An 18,870-nucleotide genomic window follows, 5' to 3' on the forward strand; every position below is an offset into this window, starting at 1 on the left:
TATGTCGTCGCAGCCGGTCGTCGCTCCCGATCTCTACATCAACCGCGAGCTGAGCTGGATTGAGTTCAACCGCCGGGTGCTGGCCCTGGCGCTTGATGAGCACACGCCGCTGCTGGAGCAGGCCAAATTCAGCGCCATCTTCAGCAACAACCTCGACGAATTCTTCATGGTGCGGGTGGCTTCGCTGAAGTCGCAGCTGGAAGCGGGGGTCACCGGCCGCAGCGACGACGGCCTGACGCCCCAGGAGCAGCTGGAGGCGATCCAGACAAAGCTGCGGCCCCTTCTGGAGATGCAGCAGCAGCACTACCGCCACTCCCTCAAGACCCACCTCGCCGAGTACGGGGTCCAGCTGCTCGACTACCTGCGGCTCAACGAGGCCCAGAAGGCCTGGGCCGACGACTACTTCCGCAAGGCGATCTTTCCGGTGCTCACCCCCCTGGCGGTGGACCCGGCCCACCCGTTCCCGTTCCTCAGCAACCTGAGCCTCAACGTGGCGGCCCTGATCCGCGACCCGGACACGGGCCGCCAGCAGTTCGCCCGGGTGAAGGTGCCCCAGAAGATCCTGCCGCGCTTCGTGCCGATCCCCACCGAGCTGAGCGGCGTCGTGCCCACGCCGGGCTACACGGCGGTTCCGCTCGAGCAGCTGGTGGCCTTCAACCTGCGCTGGCTGTTCCCCGGCATGACCATCGAGGGGCACTACTTCTTCCGGATCACCCGGGACGCCGACCTGGAGCTGCGGGATCTGGAGGCCGACGACCTGATGGAGGCCCTGCAGGAGGGCCTGCGCAAGCGCCGGGTGGGCGGCGAGGTGGTGCGGGTGGAGGTGGCCGACGAGATGCCCGAGGAGGTGGTGCACCTGCTGATGGAGGGCACCGACGTGGAGCCGGCGGACGTCTACCGCACCAACGGCCCCCTGGGCCTCGACGACCTGATGAGCCTGATGGCGATCCCCCTCAGCCAGCTGCGGGACGCCCCCCACAAGGGACGCACGGCGCCGGCCCTGGTGCGGGCCCAGCGCAGCCAGCTGGAGGACGGTTCGATCAAGCAGGAGGAGTTCGAGAGCATCTTCTCGGTGCTGCGGCGGGGCGATGTGCTGCTGCACCATCCCTTCGACCTGTTCTCCACCTCGGTGGAGGAATTCCTCAGCCAGGCGGCCGCCGACGCCTCGGTGCTGGCCATCAAGATGACCCTCTACCGGACGTCGAAGGATTCGCCGGTGGTGGCCTCCCTGATCCGCGCCGCCGAGAACGGCAAGCAGGTGATGGCCCTGGTGGAGCTCAAGGCCCGCTTCGACGAGGACAACAACATCCAGTGGGCCCGCCAGCTGGAACGCTCCGGGGTGCATGTGGTGTATGGCGTGCTGGGGCTCAAGACCCACACCAAGGTGCTGCTGGTGGTGCGGCGCGAGAAGGGATCCCTGCGCAGCTACGCACACATCGGCACCGGCAACTACAACTCCAAGACCTCCTCGCTTTACACCGACGTCGGTCTGCTGACGGCCCGGGAGGACTTCGGCCAGGATCTGGTGGAACTGTTCAACTACCTGACCGGATTCTCCAAGCAGCAGAGTTTCCGCAAGTTGCTGGTGGCGCCCGTCACCCTGCGCAAGGGCATGGAGGGGCTGATCCGGCGGGAGATCGACCATGCCAAGGCCGGTCGCGGCGGACACATCAAGGCCAAGATGAATGCCCTGGTCGATCCGGCGATCATCGCCCTGCTCTACGAAGCCTCGGCCGCCGGGGTGCGGATCGAGCTGATCATCCGGGGCATGTGCTCGCTGCGGCCCGGGCTCGAAGGGGTCAGCGAGGGCATCACGGTGATCAGTGTCATCGGTCGCTTCCTGGAGCATTCACGGCTGTTCTGGTTCGCCAACGGCGGCCAGCCGGAGATGTTCTTCGGCAGCGCCGACTGGATGCCCCGCAACCTCGACCGGCGGGTCGAGGCGGTGGCGCCGATTGAGGACCCGAAGCTCCAGCAGCAGATCGAGGCCTTGCTTGAGCTTTACCTCACCGATACGGGCGCCTGGCACATGCACAGCGATGGACACTTTGCACAGCGTCAGCACTCCGGCGAGCCAAAACTGACCCAGAAGCTGCTGATGGAACGCTGGCGCGGCGGCCTCGTTCCGGAGGCCAAAGCGTAGCCATCACGACATAAGCAACTTCTTTCAGTCAAAATACATACAATCTTCCGCCGGATCCGGGTTTCAACCTTCCTGCGGTGCTACATTCCGGCCAAATTCATTCGGGAGCCTGGGGTGATGGGGACACCTCTGCATTCCGCCCTCTCGCTGCTGAAGAGCAGTGCAGAAGGGGCTTCGTCCAGCAGGACGAAATCCAGCGGCGGTTCAGTCAGTTCCAAGCCGACAGCCACAGCCAAGACCACGGCCCGCCAGGGGGGGCGCATCAGCGCCGACTCCATCGGTTGGTATCTCAGCACAATTGGCCGTGTGCCTCTTCTTACACCGGCTGAGGAAATCGAACTCGCCCACCACGTCCAGGCGGGCAAGAAGCTCCAGGCACTCGTCGACGGTGAGCTCACCGCCCGCCAGAGGCGCCAGCTGCGCATGGGCCAGCGGGCCCGCGACCGCATGATGGCCGCCAACCTGCGGCTGGTGGTGAGCGTCGCCAAGAAGTATCAGAACCAGGGTCTCGAACTGCTCGATCTTGTCCAGGAAGGGGCCATCGGTCTGGAGCGGGCCGTCGACAAGTTCGACCCCGCCATGGGCTACAAGTTTTCCACCTATGCCTACTGGTGGATCCGCCAGGGCATGACGCGCGCCATCGATAACAGCGCCCGCACGATTCGCCTGCCGATTCACATCAGCGAGAAGCTCTCGAAGATGCGGCGCATCACCCGCGAGCTCTCCCACCGTCTCGGGCGCCAGCCCAACCGGCTCGAGCTGGCCCATGCCATGGGCATGCAGCCGGAGGAGCTCGAGGAACTGATGACCCAGAGCGCCCCCTGCGCCTCCCTCGACGCCCACGCCCGTGGCGAGGAGGATCGCAGCACCCTGGGCGAGCTGATCGCCGACCCGGCCAGCAACGAGCACTTCGACTCGATGGACCGCCATCTGCAGAAGGAGCACCTCGGCGCCTGGCTCTCCCAGCTGAACGAGCGGGAACAGAAAATCCTGCGGCTGCGCTTCGGCCTTGAGGGCGCCGAACCGCTCACCCTCGCCGAGATCGGCCGCCAGATCAACGTCTCCCGCGAACGGGTGCGCCAACTGGAGGCCAAGGCGATCATGAAACTGCGCCTGATGAGCAACCTTCACCAGGCCGCCTGACCCAAGCTTCCCTGCTGGCGTTGGTCCTTCCCCCGGAGCATGACGACCTGGCCCGGCTCACCGGTGTGCTGGCCGTGGCCCTCTGGCTGGCGCTGCTCAGCGCCGGTGCCCTGCTGCTGCGCCGCCGCTGGCCCGCTCAGCGGGAATGGAGCCGCAAGCTGGTGCATATCGGAGCCGGGCCGGTGGTGCTGATCGCCTGGGCCTTCGGTGTCGAACGGCTGATCGCCATACCCGCCGCCGCCGCCATCACCCTGCTGGCCGCCCTCAACCACCGGGTGCGGGTGCTGCCGGCGATCGAGGACGTGGACCGGCACAGCTACGGCACGGTCGCCTACGGCGCCTCGATCACCCTGCTGCTGTGGCTCTGGTGGCCCGCCCACCCCGACACGGTGGCAGCGGGAGTGCTGGTGATGGCGTTCGGTGACGGCCTGGCCGGTCTGCTGGGCCCGCTGATCCCGTCACCGAGCTGGACGGTGTTCGGCGAGCGCCGCTCCCTGGCGGGCACCGCCGCCATGGGGATCGCCAGCCTGGTGGCGCTGCTGAGCCTGGGGCTGCTGGGCGGTGGCCCGGCGCCGGCCTCGATCGCCCTCATCGCCCTGGTGGCCACGGGGCTGGAGCAGTGGGCCCTGCTGGGCATCGACAACATCAGCGTGCCCCTGGCGGTGGCCGGGCTGTGGCGGGTGCTGAGCTGATGGGACCGATCGAGCGGATCCTCATCGGCCTGGCCCTGGCGGCGGTCCTGCTGGGGCTGCGGCTGGCCACCCGCCGCTTCCAGCTGCCGCCACCGCCCCTGCTGCTGCCGCTGGTGGCGGTGCTGCTGTGGGGCGTGATCGGCGGCACCGCCCGACCAGCCGGGGTGCAGTGGCTCGGCGCCGTCGACGAGCTGGCCACCGTCTACGCCCTGATCGCCCTGGTGGCCTGGCTGGCCCTGGAGTGCCCGGAGGCCCTGGGCTGGTGGCGACCCACCGCCAAGATCCTGCGGGACCTGCTGATGCTGGGCCTCTCGGCCCTGGCCACGGTGCTGGTGCTGCAGCGCCTCGCCAACCTCAACCTGGTGGGCCTCGTGACCACCTCGGCGGTGCTCACGGCCGTGATCGGCCTGGCGGCCCAGGAAACGCTCAAGGATCTGTTCGCCGGCATCGAGCTGCAGGTGGATCCGCCCTTCCGGGAGGGGGACTGGATCAGCGTCGGCGACGAGAGCGGCACGGTGGAGTCCCTGCATCTGATGAGCACCCGCCTGCGCCGCAAGGACGGCTCCACCGTGAACCTGCCCAACAACACGGTGGCGGACAACCCGATGCGGCGCTTCAGCCAGCACGAACCGGTGGGGAACCGCTTCGAAATCGCCCTGGGCTACGAAATCCCGCCGGCCCGGGCGCGCCAGCTGCTGCTGCGGGTGATGGCCGAGAACCCCCTGGTGCTGCTCGAACCGGAGCCGGAGGTGCTGATCAGCTCCTACGAGGACTCCCGCATCCGCTACGAGCTGCAGGGGTACCAGCGGGGGCCCTCGGAGGGCGATCGGCTGCGGTTGCGCGGCGAACTGCTGGAGCAGATCTGGTACGCCCTGGAGCGCCAGGGCTGGGAGCTGCCCTACCCGGTGCGGGAACTGAAGCGGCGCCAGACCCAGCGGGATCCTGCCCACCCCACCGGTGTGGATGCCTCGCTGACGGCCCAGTTGCTGCGGCGCAGCTGGCTGTTCGCCCAGCTGGACCCCGAACAGGTGAACCGACTCGCCTCGGAGGTGCGCTGCCTGCGCTTCGGCTCCGGCGAAACGATCGTGGCGGAAGGAGAGGAGGGCGTGGCCCTGTTCCAGGTGGTGGACGGCGAGGTGGAGGTGTTCAAGGCCGACGGTTCCCCCCTGGGGCGCTCGGTGGCCGTGCTGGGCCGGGATCAGATCTTCGGGGAGATGACCGTCTGCACCGGCGAACCCCGCACGGCCACGGTGCGCTCGCGGGGGGAATGCGTGCTGCTGGAGGTGGAGCGGGACGACTTCATGCCCCTGGTGGAGGACGATGCCGGGGTGCTGGAGGCGCTGGCGGCGATCGTGGGCCAGCGGCGCTCGGAACTGGAGAAGCTCTCCTCACCGGATGCAGCCCGCCGCCAGACCTCGATCCTGGAGCGCATGCGCCACCTGTTCGGCCTCGAGGTCGACTGAGGGGACGCCGCTCAGGCCCTCAGGAGCTGCTCGCAGCGGAGCTCCCAGTCGCGCTGGGTGCCGATGCCGGCCACCAGCAGCCGCTCGGCCGGCTCCTCCCGCAGCCGCAGCTGCCACTGGCGGATCACATCGGCCCGCTCCATCCAGACATCGATCACCAGACGCTGGATGGCCTCGCCGTCCCAGCAGCGGCCCCGGGCCGTGTCGAGGGCCCAGTCCAGCAGGTCATCGAGCTGGAAGGGGCGGAAACCGCCGTAGATCGGGCCGGGGGCGGGTGGGCCGCCGGAGGGGGAGGCGACGGATTTCTGCTCGAGATAGAACAGCTGCAAGGGGTCGGACAACCCGCAGAACTGCAGGAGATAGGTCATCAGCGTCCCACCACGATCTTGCTGGCCCCAAACGTACCCAGGGCACGCCAGTCAGCTGTTCACCAGGAACACTCTGTTGCAGAAGATCGGATCAGCACTCTCACCTTTCGAGTGCTGATTGTCCTGCCTTGGAGAAGAGCAGAGCCCTTCAGGCCAGGGCCAGACTGCGGGCCTGGGCCTGGCGCACCGCTTCGGCCAGCTCGACGAGCAGATCCAGGGTGGTGGGCAGATCGATGCAGGCATCGGTGATGCTCTGGCCGTAGGTGAGCGAGTCCAGGTCGGCGGAGATCTTCTGATTTCCCTCCACCAGATGGCTTTCCAGCATCACCCCCATCACGTGGACCGAACCGCCCCGCACCTGCTCGGCCACCTGGCGCAGCACCTCCCCCTGGCGGCGGTAGTCCTTGTTGGAATTGCCGTGGCTGCAGTCCACCATCAGCCGCGCCGGCAGGCCGTCCTTGGCCAGCAGGGCCGCCGCCGCCTCCACAGCCTCGGCGTGGTAATTCGTGCCGCTCTTGCCGCCGCGCAGCACCAGGTGGCCATCCGGGTTGCCGGTGGTGGACACGATCGCGGCCTGGCCCTCCCTGTTGATGCCCAGGAAATGGTGGGGCCGGGCGGCCGCCTCCATGGCATTGATGGCGGTGGCGGCGCTGCCGTCGGTGCCGTTCTTGAAGCCGATCGGCATCGACAGTCCCGAGGCCATCTCCCGGTGGGTCTGGCTCTCGGTGGTGCGGGCGCCGATGGCGGTCCAGCTGATCAGGTCGGCGAGGTACTGGGGCACCACCGGATCGAGCACCTCGGTGGCCGCCGGCAGGCCCAGCTCCGCCAGGTGCAGCAGCAGGGAACGGGCCCGGCGCAGGCCGGTGTTGATGTCGTAGCTGCCGTCGAGGTGGGGGTCGTTGATCATCCCCTTCCAACCCACGGTGGTGCGGGGCTTCTCGAAGTAGACCCGCATCACGATCTCCAGCTCGTCCCGATGGCGGCGCTGGGCCTGGGCGATAGCTTCGGCGTACTCCCGGGCGGCGGCCACGTCGTGGACCGAGCAGGGACCGACGATCACGAGCATCCGCTGGTCGCCGGCGTGCAGGATGGCCTTGATCCGCTCCCGGGCCTGCTGCACGGTGCGGGCCGCCTGCTCCGACAGGGGCAGCTCCGCATGCAGCACCGCCGGCGGCACCAGCGGCCGGGTTTCCACCACGTGGAGATCGGAGGTGGGGATCATGCGCTGCGGCCGGCGGGGATTGGTCAGACCCCCCAGCCTACGAACTGGCGGCACCGATGCCAGCGCCGACTTCTGCAGCCGTCGTCACCAGAGGGCGGACCCGCGGGGAAGAACAATGGAAGGGATGCCCATGCGGTCCTGCGTCCATATGTCCGTCTCCCCGAGCTCCGCCCCCCTCTCCCCCGCCGAGCTGCTGCCCAGCTACCGGGAGGCCGCCGCGGCCCGCGAGGCCCTGGGCGTGCCGTCCCTGCCGCTCACCGCCCCCCAGGCCCAGGCCCTCACCCAGCTGCTGGAGCAGCCGCCCGCAGGCGAGGAGGCCTTCCTGCTGCACCTGCTGAGCGAACGAATTCCGCCGGGGGTGGATGAGGCCGCCTATGTGAAGGCGGGCTGGCTGAGTGGGATCGCCAAGGGAACGGCCACCAGCCCCCTGGTGAGCCCCCTGGAGGCCACCCGGCTGCTGGCCACCATGATCGGCGGCTACAACGTCGGCGCCCTGATCGAGCTGCTCTCCTGCCCGGAGGCCGCCGTCGCCGAAGAGGCTGCCCGGGGGCTGAGCCGCACCCTGCTCGTGTACGACGCCTTCCACGACGTGCTGGAGCTGGCCGAGACCAACCCCCTGGCCCGCCAGGTGGTGGACAGCTGGGCGGCGGCGGAATGGTTCCACGCCCGGCCGCCCCTGCCCGAGGCGATCACCGTCACGGTCTTCAAGGTGACCGGGGAAACCAACACCGACGACCTCTCGCCGGCCACCCACGCCACCACCCGGCCCGACATCCCCCTGCACGCGATGGCGATGCTGGAGACGCGGATGCCGGAGGGGCTGGCCCTGATCGCCGAGCTGAAGGCGAAGGGCCACCCGCTCGCCTACGTGGGCGATGTGGTGGGGACGGGCAGCTCGCGGAAATCCGCCATCAACTCGGTGCTCTGGCACATCGGCACCGACATCCCCCACGTGCCCAACAAGCGCAGCGGCGGGGTGGTGCTGGGCAGCAAGATAGCGCCGATCTTCTTCAACACCGCCGAGGATTCCGGCGCCCTGCCGATCGAGTGCGACGTCAGCGCCCTCAACAGCGGCGACGTGATCACGATCCGGCCCCACGCCGGCACGATCGAGCGGGCCGCCGGCGAGCCGGGGGCCGGGGAGGTGCTGGCCCGTTTCGAGCTCAAGCCCAGCACCATCGCCGACGAGGTGCGGGCCGGTGGCCGCATCCCCCTGCTGATCGGCCGCTCGCTCACCGACAAGGTGCGGCTGCAGCTGGGCCTGCCCCCCTCGGAGGCCTTCATCCGGCCGGTGGCCCCGGTCGACACGGGCAAGGGCTTCACCCTGGCCCAGAAGATGGTGGGCAAGGCCTGCGGCCTGGCGGGCGTGCGCCCCGGCACCAGCTGCGAACCGCTGATGACCAGCGTCGGCAGCCAGGACACCACCGGGCCGATGACCCGCGACGAGATGAAGGAGCTCGCCTGCCTGGGCTTCTCCGCCGATCTGGTGATGCAGAGCTTCTGCCACACCGCCGCCTACCCCAAGCCGGTGGATCTCAAGACCCACGCCGAACTGCCCGACTTCATCAGCTCCCGGGGTGGCGTCGCCCTGCGGCCCGGCGACGGCATCATCCACAGCTGGCTCAACCGCATGCTCCTGCCGGACACGGTGGGCACCGGCGGTGACAGCCACACCCGCTTCCCCCTCGGCATCTCGTTCCCGGCCGGCTCCGGCCTGGTGGCCTTCGCGGCCGCCATCGGCGCCATGCCGCTCGACATGCCCGAGTCGGTGCTGGTGCGCTTCTCCGGCTCCCTGCAGCCCGGCGTCACCCTGCGGGACGTGGTCAACGCCATCCCCTATGTGGCCATCCAGCAGGGCCTGCTGACGGTGGAGAAGGCCGGCAAGAAGAACATTTTCAGCGGCCGGATCATGGAGATCGAGGGGCTCCCCGACCTGAAGCTGGAGCAGGCGTTCGAGCTCACCGACGCCACCGCGGAACGCTCCTGTGCCGGCAGCACGATCAAGCTGAGCGTCGAGACGGTGAGCGAATACCTGCGCAGCAACGTGGCGCTGCTGAAGAACATGATCGCCCGGGGCTACAGCGATGCCCGCACCATGGCCCGCCGGATCAAGGCGATGGAGGCCTGGCTGGCCAATCCGGTGCTGATGGAGGCCGATGCCGACGCCGAGTACGCGGCGGTGATCGACATCAACCTGGACGAGCTGAGCGAACCGATCCTGGCCTGCCCCAACGACCCGGACAACGTCAAGCTGCTGAGCGAGGTGGCCGGCGACCGGATCGATGAGGTGTTCATCGGCTCCTGCATGACCAACATCGGCCACTACCGCGCCGCCGCCACGGTGATGGACGGGGCCGGCACCAGCGCCGCCCGTCTGTGGGTGTGTCCCCCCACCCGCATGGACGACGAGGTGCTGCGGGCCGAGGGCTACACCGCCAAGTTCGAGACCGCCGGCGCCCGCATGGAGCTGCCCGGCTGCTCCCTGTGCATGGGCAACCAGGCCCGGGTGGAGGACAACACCACCGTGTTCTCCACCAGCACCCGCAACTTCAACAACCGCCTCGGCAACGGCGCCCAGGTGTACCTGGGCAGCGCCGAACTGGCGGCGGTGTGCGCCCTGCTGGGGCGCATCCCCAGCCCGGCCGAGTACCTGGAGATCGCCGCGGCCAAGATCGACCCCCTCTCCGACCAGCTCTACCGCTACCTCAACTTCGACCAGATCGACGGCTTCGAAGATGCCGGCCGGGTGGTGAGCGTGGAGGAGGAGGAGAAGGTGCTGGCGGAGGTGTGACGGGGCGAAAGGAGCCGGGCTGCCCCTATCGGGTGCCCGGCGATGGCCACCAGAGTCCCAGTTGCATGGCTTGGGCTCTCATCTCCGCCTCTCGGTAGATCTCCTGGTGGCATGGGCTCGCGGCCTGGCGATCCAGGGTCGCCAGGCCGACTTGCACCAGGCTCAGGTTGATCGGCACCCTCGAACCAACGGGAATGATCTCCGCCAGCTCGACGCCATCAGCGGCCTTGCTGCGCTTCGATAGCGTCACCCAGGCACCGGGCAGAAGAAGGGCCTCCAAGGCGGCCTTGGCGGCCAGGCCCGAGCTGCCCTGTGGGAGTTGCGGGGTACGGATGCAGGCCAGCCGCACTTTGAACGGGTCGCCGTAGGAGGTGACGACGATGGTGCGGCCATCCAGCACCTTCACGACCCGGACGTCGTCAGCGGGAGGAGGGGGAATGGCGAGAACCGGAGCCCCCGTCATCGAAAGGAGCAGGGCGGACACACCAACCAACGGGCGATTCACGGCGCCATCCCTCACCCCCCCACCACCAGGGCGTCGACAATCTCGTAGCGCTCGACGTTCTCGCCAAGCAGCAGCACCGACACATCGCCGCGCCGCTGCACCGTGAGCTTTTCGGGCTGATCGGAAGCAACCGCCTTGCCCTTCACGAACAGGAACTGACGCGTCTGGCCCTCGGGGTTCATCACCACCACCGTGGCGCTGTTGTTGGCGCGGCGGATCACGGAGGCCTTGCACCGGGCGGCCTTGGCACTGCTGCCGGAGCCACAGGGCACCTCCGCAGAGGCGTGGTACGGCGTGCCGGGGATCAGGGCATCGCGGGATGCGGGCACGGGGGCGAGGGGAGCACCACTGATCCCCACCTTGAGGCTGTAGGTGCTGGATTCACTGCGGCGCGCCGCCGGCCGCATCAGATACACCCTCACCCTGACATCGCCATCGCTGGGCAAAGCTCCACGGAAGCGGTTGCCGGAGCTGCTGCCGATGAACAGGGCGGTGTCGGTCCCGGCCGCCATCACATTGAAGTAGTTCTGGGGGTTGGAACCCTTGAGTTCCACGGTCAGGGTCTGACCGGCACCGGCCCGCAGGTTGTAATCCACGGTCTGATCGCCCTTGAGCTGGCCCTTCAGCAGGGTGGAATCAGTGCCGGCTCGAAACGTGACCCTTTGACTCTCGATCGCGCTCTGGGCCAGTCCGACTCCAGCAGGGAGGCTAATGGCCATGAGGCCAGCGGCAGCTATGGCGAGGGGAGAACGCATCGGTCCTTGGCTTGGGGCCAATGCATACCCTACCTCGCTTGCTCTCGGGAACGTTTCTTACAGCCGATGGAAGGACAGAGTGGGGAGTTCCGATTTGTTGAGAAGGGTGAAATGAACTATTGAGCTAACGCTAAAGATCAGCAGCGGGCAGAAGCTCTGTCTACTCCTCGAGCTTTTCTGATCCCGACCGCTGGGTCTTGATGTTAGGGCGCACATGGCGTTGCCTCCAATGAATCAAGTTGCGTTTCCCACCAAGAGATTGCCTCTGCGATAAGTTCCCGCTGGTCCCTTCCAGCAAAACCTCCTCCATTCATTGTGTAGTGGTGCTCTACCTCTCCCAAGCGAGTGGCTCTTTGCTCTCCAGATTGAACGTTTACCTCGATCTGCACACCAGGAACAGTAACACCCTGGCCAGCGAGAGATTGATACTCCTTCAAGAGTAGGTTCCTCTCGCTAACAATAAACTCCCAATAGATCTCGGGAGTGGGCTTCGATGCTAAATGGCTTGAATCCCAAGTCTCGAACTTGTTTCGGAACGCGGGATCGACAGCAGCGTCTTTGCTCTTGAGTACGTGGTAAACAGCACGCAGCAGTGCCACGTTTGCCATGTAAGCGATGCGCCACTGGCTGCCTTGGAGCCCCGGCGTGAATAGGGCGGATGCTTGCCTACAGTCTTCAAGAACGGTTCGGGCGGCGAGAGGCATAGGTTATGCGATCTAACGCTCCAGATCAGAAGCGGGTAGGCAAGCATCGCCTTGGCAGACAACGCCGGCTCCCGTCTTCTGAATCTGGATGTTCGGTGGGCCATGTGTATTCGACACTATCAGAAGCTCTTGGGTAGTCTCGTTGAGCCGTGTTGAAATAAGTCCGCCTCACTTCCGGCTGGTGCCTTAAGCCGCTAGGATGCCTCGAGCCTTGAAGCCTCAGTAGTGAGAACCAGCATCCCCGCGGCTCGGCTCTATCGGAGGCATCGATACTTGCTTGCACTGCTTGAGGCAATAGGCGGCAGAGCATCAAATACTGATTTTCAGAAGTTGCTATTTCTTTTTTCCAGAGAGGCAGCCGATCCTCCTCTATACGAGTTTGTACCTTATAAGTATGGTGCCTTCTCGTTTACCTCTTATGCTGATCGGCTTAAGCTTATTGAGAAAGGAATCCTGAACCGCTCTAGTGATCATTGGGAACTTTCTACTGATGGAGAAGCCGCTATCTATTCAGAGCCTGGCTATCGAAAGGATGCGGAATCCTTTGTCAGTCGACTTGGCTGGATGAGAGGCAGAGAGCTCATTGCCTACACTTACAAGCATTTCCCCTACTACGCAACTCATAGCGAGATTGCCAGCGATATACTATCTAGCGACTCTTCGGCCTTGGACGCCATACGAAACAGCAAGCCCAGTACCGTAATCTCCGGATTGGCGACTATTGGCTATGAAGGCAAGTCAATCGAAGCGTATCTCAATCTTCTTCTGCAAGACGGCGTTACCCTTTTGTGTGATGTAAGGCGTAATCCGATCAGCCGAAAGTATGGCTTTTCAAAGCGAGTACTTGCCTCTGGATGCTCGCGAGTTGGAATTAGATATGAGCACGTGCCACAACTTGGAATTGAGTCAAGCAAGCGCCACAATCTCAGTTCACAAGCGGACTACGATGACTTATTATCCGGATACTCAATCGAGTATCTCCCAAGACAAGAAAAGGAGTTAAGGATGATCTCCTCTTGGATTGAATCAGGAGAGAGGGTGGCCCTAACCTGCTACGAGGCTGACGTAAGGCAGTGCCATCGAGGTTGTGTAGCTAGCCTTATCCAGTCTTGCTCTAAAGATCTTCAGGTTAAGCATCTGTAATTTCAAGATGAAACGGGAAAGGCTGCTTATTCTTGTTAAGACCTATCCTACACTTTCAACGAAGTACGGCGAAACAGTCTGTACAGCAGCAATCAGGGAGGATGGGTCATGGGTACGCCTTTATCCAGTTCCATTTCGACGCTTAGGAGAGACAGAGCAATACAAGAAGTACGATTGGCTTGAATGCCGTATTGTACGAAACACCCAGGACCGAAGGCCTGAGAGCTTTCGGCCTGCAGATGAGTCTGAATTGCAAGCAACCGCCCATATTGGGACTCAAGACCAATGGCACGAAAGGCGAAGAATAGTACTCGGCAAAGCAAAAGTATCTCATACGCTTGATGAGCTAATTCATGGTGCAAAGCAGAATGAGATATCGCTAGCGGTTTTCAAGCCCGCCAAGGTTATTGACTTTATCGCTGAAAGAGAAGAATCGCGAGAGTGGGATCCGAAGAAGCTCAGTGCAATGAGGGCACACATCGATCAGCTCTCTCTTTTTGATGACAACGAATGGCGAAAGACCTTTAGGGTGATTCCCAAACTGCCTTATAAGTTCTCATATCGTTTCGAAGATGCAAATGGCCAGCGCAGCCAGCTGCAAATTCTTGACTGGGAGATTGGGGCGCTATTCTGGAACTGCTTGTGGCGAGATCAACGCCAGAATGAACAAGCTGCGATTGAGAAGGTCAGGGCAAAATACTTTGATGAGTTTACCACTAAAGATCTTCATTTCTTTCTCGGAACAACTCTCCAGTTTCATTCTGTTGCCCCTAATCCTTGGTTAATCATTGGCGTCTTTCCTGCGCCATACCAGACCCAGTTACCACTTTTCTAGAGGTGTCGCAGGACCTGTTTAGTCGCTCCACCGAACGCATCTTGTGCGGAACCAGCTAAGTTCCAAACTTTCAGCCTTGGGAAGCATAAAAGCAAGTTGCTCTGAGGGCAACGCCGCCAAACCCTTGACATCGCCTGGGTTCACCTCTCAGCGCTACACAATCCCGTCGACTTAGGCAGACCCGGAGAAACACCCTGCTGCCGTGGTGGTCCAACCTTGCCAACCATTAGCGGTCCATCCAGTCAGTGGTTGCACCCAATCTCGGCGCATTGGGCCCGGTTCTGATGGAAATGCTTGAGCGCGAAGCTCCTCCCAGCGTCACTCCGAAACGCTGAACACTGGGCGCCCACTGGCTTGGCCGATCAACCGAGGCCCGCCACAGCCCGCTCGCAGCGGTCCAGTTCGGCCTCCAGCAGAGCCAGCAGTTCCGATCGCTCGGCCGGCAACGGGAAGGGCCATGCCTCGTAGCGGGCCTCCACGGCGAATTCCTGCAGGGCCGCGTCCTCAGCCGGCGACATCGAGCACCTTCCCCTCGCGGGCCACATCGCCGAACACGTGCCAGCGCGAGCCACTCAACCGTTCGGCGTCGGCGGCGCCGGCCAGCACCAGGTCCACCCTGGCGCCCAGGGGCCCGAGGGCCTCTCGAAAGCGCTGCCAGCAGGCGGCTTTCTCGGCGGGGGTGAGCTGGGCGCGGCCCACGATCACCGCCAGGTCCAGGTCGGAATCGGGGCGCGCCTCACCCCGGGCCCGCGAGCCGAACGCCAGGACCGCCCTCACCTCGGGGTCGGCACAGAGCCGTGCCAGGGCCAGGCGACAAGCCTCCAGATCCAGGCCGGGGCCGAGATCCGGCAGCGCCGCCAGCCCCCGGGGCTCACGCCAGGGAATCGCGGGCGGCACGAACGGCTGTGCGGAGGCGGAGACCATGGCAAAACGCTGCCGCAGCTGAACGCAAGGGCCTATCGGCGCGACTCACACCAAGCCAGGCCTGCCGTCCTTCTATTCGCCGCCCTGAACGGCCAGCAGCTTGCGCTGCTGTTTCCAGCGCAGCACCTGCCAGACCAGGAACACCATCAGAAGGGGCAGCACCGCCACCAGCACCACGAACCGGTAGGTGTTGTCGACGATCTCGCCGCCGGCGGTGGCGGCCAGGACCTGCTCCACCAGGTAGAGCCCGTAGAGGCCGAGAAGAATCCAGCCCTCGAGGCGGGAGATCACCCCGTTGGTCCAGAAGATCGGCAGGCAGGCCAGGGTGGTGGCCACCATGATCGGCAGGTCGCGGCTCACCATCACCGGATCCACCGCCAGCCCCTTGCCTCCGGAGAGCACGGCGCAGAGGCCCAGGATCACGATCTGGTTGAGCAGGTTGCTGCCCACCACGTTGCCGATGGCCAGGTCGGCCTTGCCCCGATAGGCGGCCACCACGGAGGTGACCAGTTCCGGCATCGAGGTGCCGGCCGCCACGATCGTCAGGCCGATCACGGTCTGGCTCACCCCCAGGGCCACGGCGGCCGTGGTGGCCCCCCGCACCAGCAGCTGGGAGCCGACCACCAGCAGGACCAGGCCCGCCGCCAGCTTGAAGGCCGCCACCAGCGGGGTGGAGCGCTCGTTCTCGTTGTCCTCGTCGTCTTCGGAATCTTCCGACGCGGTGCGGATCTCCCAGACGAGGTTGGCCACCGTCGCGAACAGCAGTGCCACCCCCGCCTGCCAGGTGAGCCGGCCCCCCGAGGCCATGCCCCACACGGCCATGGAGATGCCCAGCAGCAGGGGCACGTCCCGCCGCACCAGGCGGCTCCTGACGCGCAGGGGAACGATGGCCGCGCTGGCCCCCAGCACCACCAGGATGTTGAAGATGTTGCTGCCGACCACATTGCTGACGGCCAGGTCGGCGTCGCCCTGAAGGGTGGACAGCACGCTCACGAACAGTTCCGGCGTGCTGGTGCCCAGGGACACCACCGTCAGGCCGATCACCAGCTGGGGGATACCCAGCAGCAGGGACAGGGCAACCGAACCGGCCACGAACAGTTCCCCTCCGCCGAACAGCACCAGGATCCCGAGGATGATCTCGACGAAGCTGGGCAGGGTGGGCATGGCGGCCTGTCGGAAAGCGAATGAGTTTAGGGAGACGCCAGCCGATCGCCTGAAGTGACACGCTGGATCTCCCCGTCCCGCCGCCCCCCTGAACCAGGAAACCCTGCTGTTCGAGCCGGCCCGGCCGGCCGCCGATGCCCTGCGCACCGTGCTGGCCTTCCCGAGCAGCTATTCGGTGGGGATCACCAGCCTGGGTTACCAGGTGGTGTGGGCCAGCCTGGCGCGCCGCAGCGACCTGGACGTGCGGCGGCTGTTCACCGACCAGGGGGACCCACCGCACCGCCATTGCGACCTGTTCGGCCTCTCGCTCAGCTGGGAGCTGGACGGACCGGTGCTGCTCGACCTGCTGGAGCGGCATGGCATCCCCCTGTGGAGTCACCAGCGGGGGGAGGACGACCCGATCGTGTTCGGCGGCGGCCCGGTGCTCACCGCCAATCCGGAGCCCCTGGCCCCCTTCTTCGATGTGGTGCTGCTCGGTGACGGCGAGCTGCTGCTGCCCGCCTTCATCGACGCGCTCCAGGCCGCCCGCCCCCTGCCCCGGCCCGAGCGCCTGCGGCAGCTGGCCCGGGTTCCCGGGGTCTACGTGCCGGTGCTCTACGCCCCCCGCTACGACGCCGACGGCGCCCTGCTGGCGGTGGAGCCCATCGCCACCGACCTGCCGGCGACCATCGCCAAACAGACCTGGCGCGGCAACACCCTCAGCCATTCCACGGTGATCACGCCGGAGGCGGCCTGGCCCTCGATCCACATGGTGGAGGTGGCCCGCAGCTGCCCGGAGCTCTGCCGCTTCTGCCTGGCCAGCTACCTGACCCTGCCGTTCCGCACCGCCTCCCTCGACGACGGCCTGATCCCGGCGGTGGAGACGGGGCTGGCGGTGACGCAGCGGCTCGGCCTGCTGGGGGCTTCGGTGACCCAGCACCCCCAGTTCGCCGACCTGCTCACCTGGCTGGATCAGGACCGCTTCGAGGGCACCCGGGTCAGCGTCAGCTCGGTGCGGGCCGCCACCGTGACCCCCCAGCTGGGGCGGATCCTGGCCCGGCGGGGCAGCAAGTCACTCACGATCGCGATCGAAAGCGGCAGCGAACGCATGCGCCGGGTGGTCAACAAGAAGCTGAGCGGCGAGGAGATCTTCGCGGCGGCCCGCTACGCGAAGGAAGGGGGCCTCAGCGGCCTGAAGCTCTACGGCATGGCGGGCCTGCCCAGCGAGGAGGAGGCCGACATCGAAGCCACCGCCGACCTGCTGCTGGCCCTCAAGAAAGCCACCCCGGGCCTGCGGCTGAGCCTCGGGGTGAGCACTTTCGTGCCCAAGGCCCACACCCCCTTCCAGTGGGAAGGGGTGCGGCCGGAGGCGGAGAAGCGCCTGCAGCGGCTGGCGCGGCGCCTGCAGCCCAAGGGCATCGAACTGCGCCCCGAGAGCTACGGCTGGAGCGTGATCCAGGCCCTGCTCTCCCGCAGCGACCGCCGACTGGCGCCCGTGATCGCCGCGGCCCGTGGCCAGCACGACAGCCAGGGCGGCTGGAAGAAGGCTTACCGGGCAGCGCGCGCCGGCGAGGTGGCCGCACCGACGGATCTGCCGGTCCCCCTGCCGGCGCCGCCCCCCTGGGAGGAGGTGGTCCATGCCACCTGGGGGGAGGCGCGCGTGCTGCCCTGGACCCATCTGGAGGGCCCGCTACCTCCCGCCACCCTGCTCAGGCATCGGCAGGAGGCGCTGGCCGGCGATAGCAGCGCAGACCCGCCAGCAGCACCCAGCCCGCCACATTGATCCGGCTGTCGTAAAGGGGGATGTCGGTGGCGTGCAGGGCCACCAGCACCAAGACCGCGGCCCACCAGGCCCGGTCGAAGAGGGTGCCGCCGGCCATGCCCAGCCAGCCGGCCCGGATCAGCAGCCACAGCACCAGGCCCACCACCAGGACGGCGACCGGCACCCCGTGGCTCATCGCCAGATCGATCGGCAGGTTGTGCGGGTGGCCGTGCCAGAAGCCGGTGCGCATCGGGTAAATGATGCTGAAGGCGGCCGCCCCCCAGCCCAGCCAGGGCCGTTCGGCGATCAGCCCCAGGGCCACCTGCCACTGGGCCAGGCGGGTGATCGCCAGCGGTCGCTGGCCGCCGTGGTCGAGGTCGATCAGCCGGCCCCAGATCGCCTCGGGCACCACCTGCCGGGCCAGCTCCTGCGGGGCCGCCGGCACCCAGGGCAGGGTGGAGAGGCCGATCACCGCCAGCACCACCAGCAGCACCGGCAGCAGCCACAGCCAGCTGCCGGGCCCGGCCACCACGGGCACCGCCAGCAGCAGGGCCCCCCAGGCATTGCGGGAATCGGTGAGGAACACCGCCGCCACCAGGCCGGCGGCGATCACCAGCACCACCCCCCGGCGCCGCCAGCCGAGACCGCCCTCGATCAGGGCCGCCAGGGTCAGGGGCCAGGCCAGCACCATCCAGGCCCCGGCGATGTTGGCGTAGTCGAAGAGTCCGGCCAGCCGTTCCGGCGGATTGCCGCCGGCCTTGATGTGCCAGATGATCAGGCCCCCCAGCCACTGGAAGGGTCCGCTCCAGCCCCACCAGATCTGGCCCAGGCCGGTGAGGATCACCGGCACCGTGCCGGCCACCACCGCCAGCGCCACGCGGCGGCGGGCGGCGGGGGTGCCGAGATACACCTGGAAACCCCAGAACCCCCAGAAAAAGGGCAGCCAGTTGCCCATCCCCAGCCAGGCCAGGTCATTGCTGGCGGCCCGGAAGCAGCCCAGCACCATCAGCACCGCCGCCGCCAGGAGCACGACGTTGACCCGGTCCGCCAGCACCGGGCGTCGGCCGCGGCTGCCCAGGATCAGGGCCAGCAGCAGGGCCAGGCCGGCCAGGAAGGCACTGCTGGCCAGCAGGAACATCCCCAGCTGGAAGCAGCGCCAGCCCAGCGGCGTGGCGGCGGCCGGCTTGGGCGCCATCAGGCGCTCATCGAGGGCAGAGAAACGGATCACCGGAGCGGCGGCGGCAGCGAAGGACCGACGGCGGGTCCCGGGGCAAGGC

The 18,870-nt window shown here is 66.4% G+C and carries 16 protein-coding genes; 8 read left to right on the plus strand and 8 right to left on the minus strand.

Translation table 11 applies throughout. The features are described from left to right. Nucleotide 1: 1 nt before the first annotated feature. From ppk1 to KUG39_RS10925, 4 genes are all read left to right on the plus strand, one after another. Entirely contained in the window at nt 2-2,143 is a 2,142-nt protein-coding gene (gene ppk1, locus KUG39_RS10910) for a polyphosphate kinase 1 (protein WP_286190979.1), read from the plus strand. Between the two features lie 117 nt (nt 2,144-2,260). Next, nucleotides 2,261-3,286, plus strand: coding sequence for a sigma-70 family RNA polymerase sigma factor (locus KUG39_RS10915; protein WP_094586415.1), 1,026 nt, complete (start codon nt 2,261-2,263; stop codon nt 3,284-3,286). 20 nt (nt 3,287-3,306) lie between these two features. Then, nucleotides 3,307-3,978, plus strand: a complete 672-nt coding sequence (locus KUG39_RS10920; protein ID WP_216912772.1) for a diacylglycerol/polyprenol kinase family protein — start codon at nt 3,307-3,309, stop codon at nt 3,976-3,978. Beyond that, nucleotides 3,978-5,441, plus strand: coding sequence for a mechanosensitive ion channel family protein (locus KUG39_RS10925; protein ID WP_216912774.1), 1,464 nt, complete (start codon nt 3,978-3,980; stop codon nt 5,439-5,441). The genes KUG39_RS10920 and KUG39_RS10925 overlap by 1 nt, the downstream gene beginning before the upstream one ends. Before the next feature lie 11 nt (nt 5,442-5,452). Here the strand turns inward: KUG39_RS10925 and KUG39_RS10930 are convergent, their stop codons facing one another. Further along, the gene (locus KUG39_RS10930) at nt 5,453-5,809 is read right to left on the minus strand and encodes a hypothetical protein (RefSeq protein ID WP_094586421.1); all 357 of its coding nucleotides are present in this window, start codon (nt 5,807-5,809) and stop codon (nt 5,453-5,455) included. Between the two features lie 148 nt (nt 5,810-5,957). Further along, the gene (locus tag KUG39_RS10935) at nt 5,958-7,031 is read right to left on the minus strand and encodes a 3-deoxy-7-phosphoheptulonate synthase (protein ID WP_094586423.1); all 1,074 of its coding nucleotides are present in this window, start codon (nt 7,029-7,031) and stop codon (nt 5,958-5,960) included. Between the two features lie 148 nt (nt 7,032-7,179). On the opposite strand from KUG39_RS10935, the gene acnB reads away from it, so the two are divergent. Further along, entirely contained in the window at nt 7,180-9,822 is a 2,643-nt protein-coding gene (acnB, locus tag KUG39_RS10940) for a bifunctional aconitate hydratase 2/2-methylisocitrate dehydratase (protein ID WP_216912776.1), read from the plus strand. A 25-nt stretch (nt 9,823-9,847) separates the two neighbouring features. Here the strand turns inward: acnB and KUG39_RS10945 are convergent, their stop codons facing one another. Together KUG39_RS10945 and KUG39_RS10950 are read right to left on the minus strand one after the other, a co-directional pair. Further along, nucleotides 9,848-10,228: a thermonuclease family protein gene (locus KUG39_RS10945; protein ID WP_216912778.1), complete on the minus strand. Its 381-nt coding sequence runs from the start codon at nt 10,226-10,228 to the stop codon at nt 9,848-9,850. 110 nt (nt 10,229-10,338) lie between these two features. Then, complete coding sequence (locus KUG39_RS10950; RefSeq protein WP_216912780.1) at nt 10,339-11,046, minus strand: hypothetical protein; 708 nt, start codon at nt 11,044-11,046, stop codon at nt 10,339-10,341. Between the two features lie 1,013 nt (nt 11,047-12,059). Between KUG39_RS10950 and KUG39_RS10955 the strand changes: the two genes are divergently transcribed. Together KUG39_RS10955 and KUG39_RS10960 are read left to right on the plus strand one after the other, a co-directional pair. After that, nucleotides 12,060-12,929 (plus strand): DUF488 domain-containing protein, encoded by an 870-nt coding sequence (locus KUG39_RS10955; protein WP_216912782.1) that lies wholly within the window; start codon nt 12,060-12,062, stop codon nt 12,927-12,929. Between the two features lie 7 nt (nt 12,930-12,936). Further along, complete coding sequence (locus KUG39_RS10960; protein WP_216918302.1) at nt 12,937-13,764, plus strand: DUF8758 domain-containing protein; 828 nt, start codon at nt 12,937-12,939, stop codon at nt 13,762-13,764. Between the two features lie 362 nt (nt 13,765-14,126). Here KUG39_RS10960 and KUG39_RS10965 read toward each other — a convergent pair whose 3' ends face one another. The 3 genes from KUG39_RS10965 to KUG39_RS10975 form a co-directional block, all read right to left on the minus strand. Beyond that, nucleotides 14,127-14,282, minus strand: coding sequence for a hypothetical protein (locus tag KUG39_RS10965; protein ID WP_216912786.1), 156 nt, complete (start codon nt 14,280-14,282; stop codon nt 14,127-14,129). Next, nucleotides 14,269-14,688 carry a nucleotidyltransferase family protein gene (locus KUG39_RS10970; protein ID WP_216912788.1) on the minus strand — a complete coding sequence of 140 codons (420 nt, stop codon included), beginning with the start codon at nt 14,686-14,688 and terminating at the stop codon, nt 14,269-14,271. Before KUG39_RS10970 ends, KUG39_RS10965 begins: the two co-directional genes overlap by 14 nt. Nucleotides 14,689-14,760: 72 nt before the next feature. Further along, on the minus strand, nt 14,761-15,852 hold the full coding sequence (locus KUG39_RS10975) for a calcium/sodium antiporter (RefSeq protein ID WP_216912790.1): 1,092 nt from the start codon (nt 15,850-15,852) through the stop codon (nt 14,761-14,763). A 148-nt stretch (nt 15,853-16,000) separates the two neighbouring features. Here KUG39_RS10975 and KUG39_RS10980 point away from each other — a divergent pair, with 148 nt between their 5' ends. Beyond that, nucleotides 16,001-17,614: a B12-binding domain-containing radical SAM protein gene (locus KUG39_RS10980; RefSeq protein ID WP_216912792.1), complete on the plus strand. Its 1,614-nt coding sequence runs from the start codon at nt 16,001-16,003 to the stop codon at nt 17,612-17,614. On the opposite strand, the gene KUG39_RS10985 is transcribed toward KUG39_RS10980, so the two are convergent. After that, entirely contained in the window at nt 17,541-18,821 is a 1,281-nt protein-coding gene (locus KUG39_RS10985) for an O-antigen ligase family protein (protein WP_094586441.1), read from the minus strand. The genes KUG39_RS10980 and KUG39_RS10985 overlap by 74 nt on opposite strands. Between the last annotated feature and the right edge of the window lie 49 nt (nt 18,822-18,870).

It is taken from the genome of Synechococcus sp. CCAP 1479/10, assembly GCF_019038515.1.
Classification (GTDB): domain Bacteria; phylum Cyanobacteriota; class Cyanobacteriia; order PCC-6307; family Cyanobiaceae; genus Cyanobium.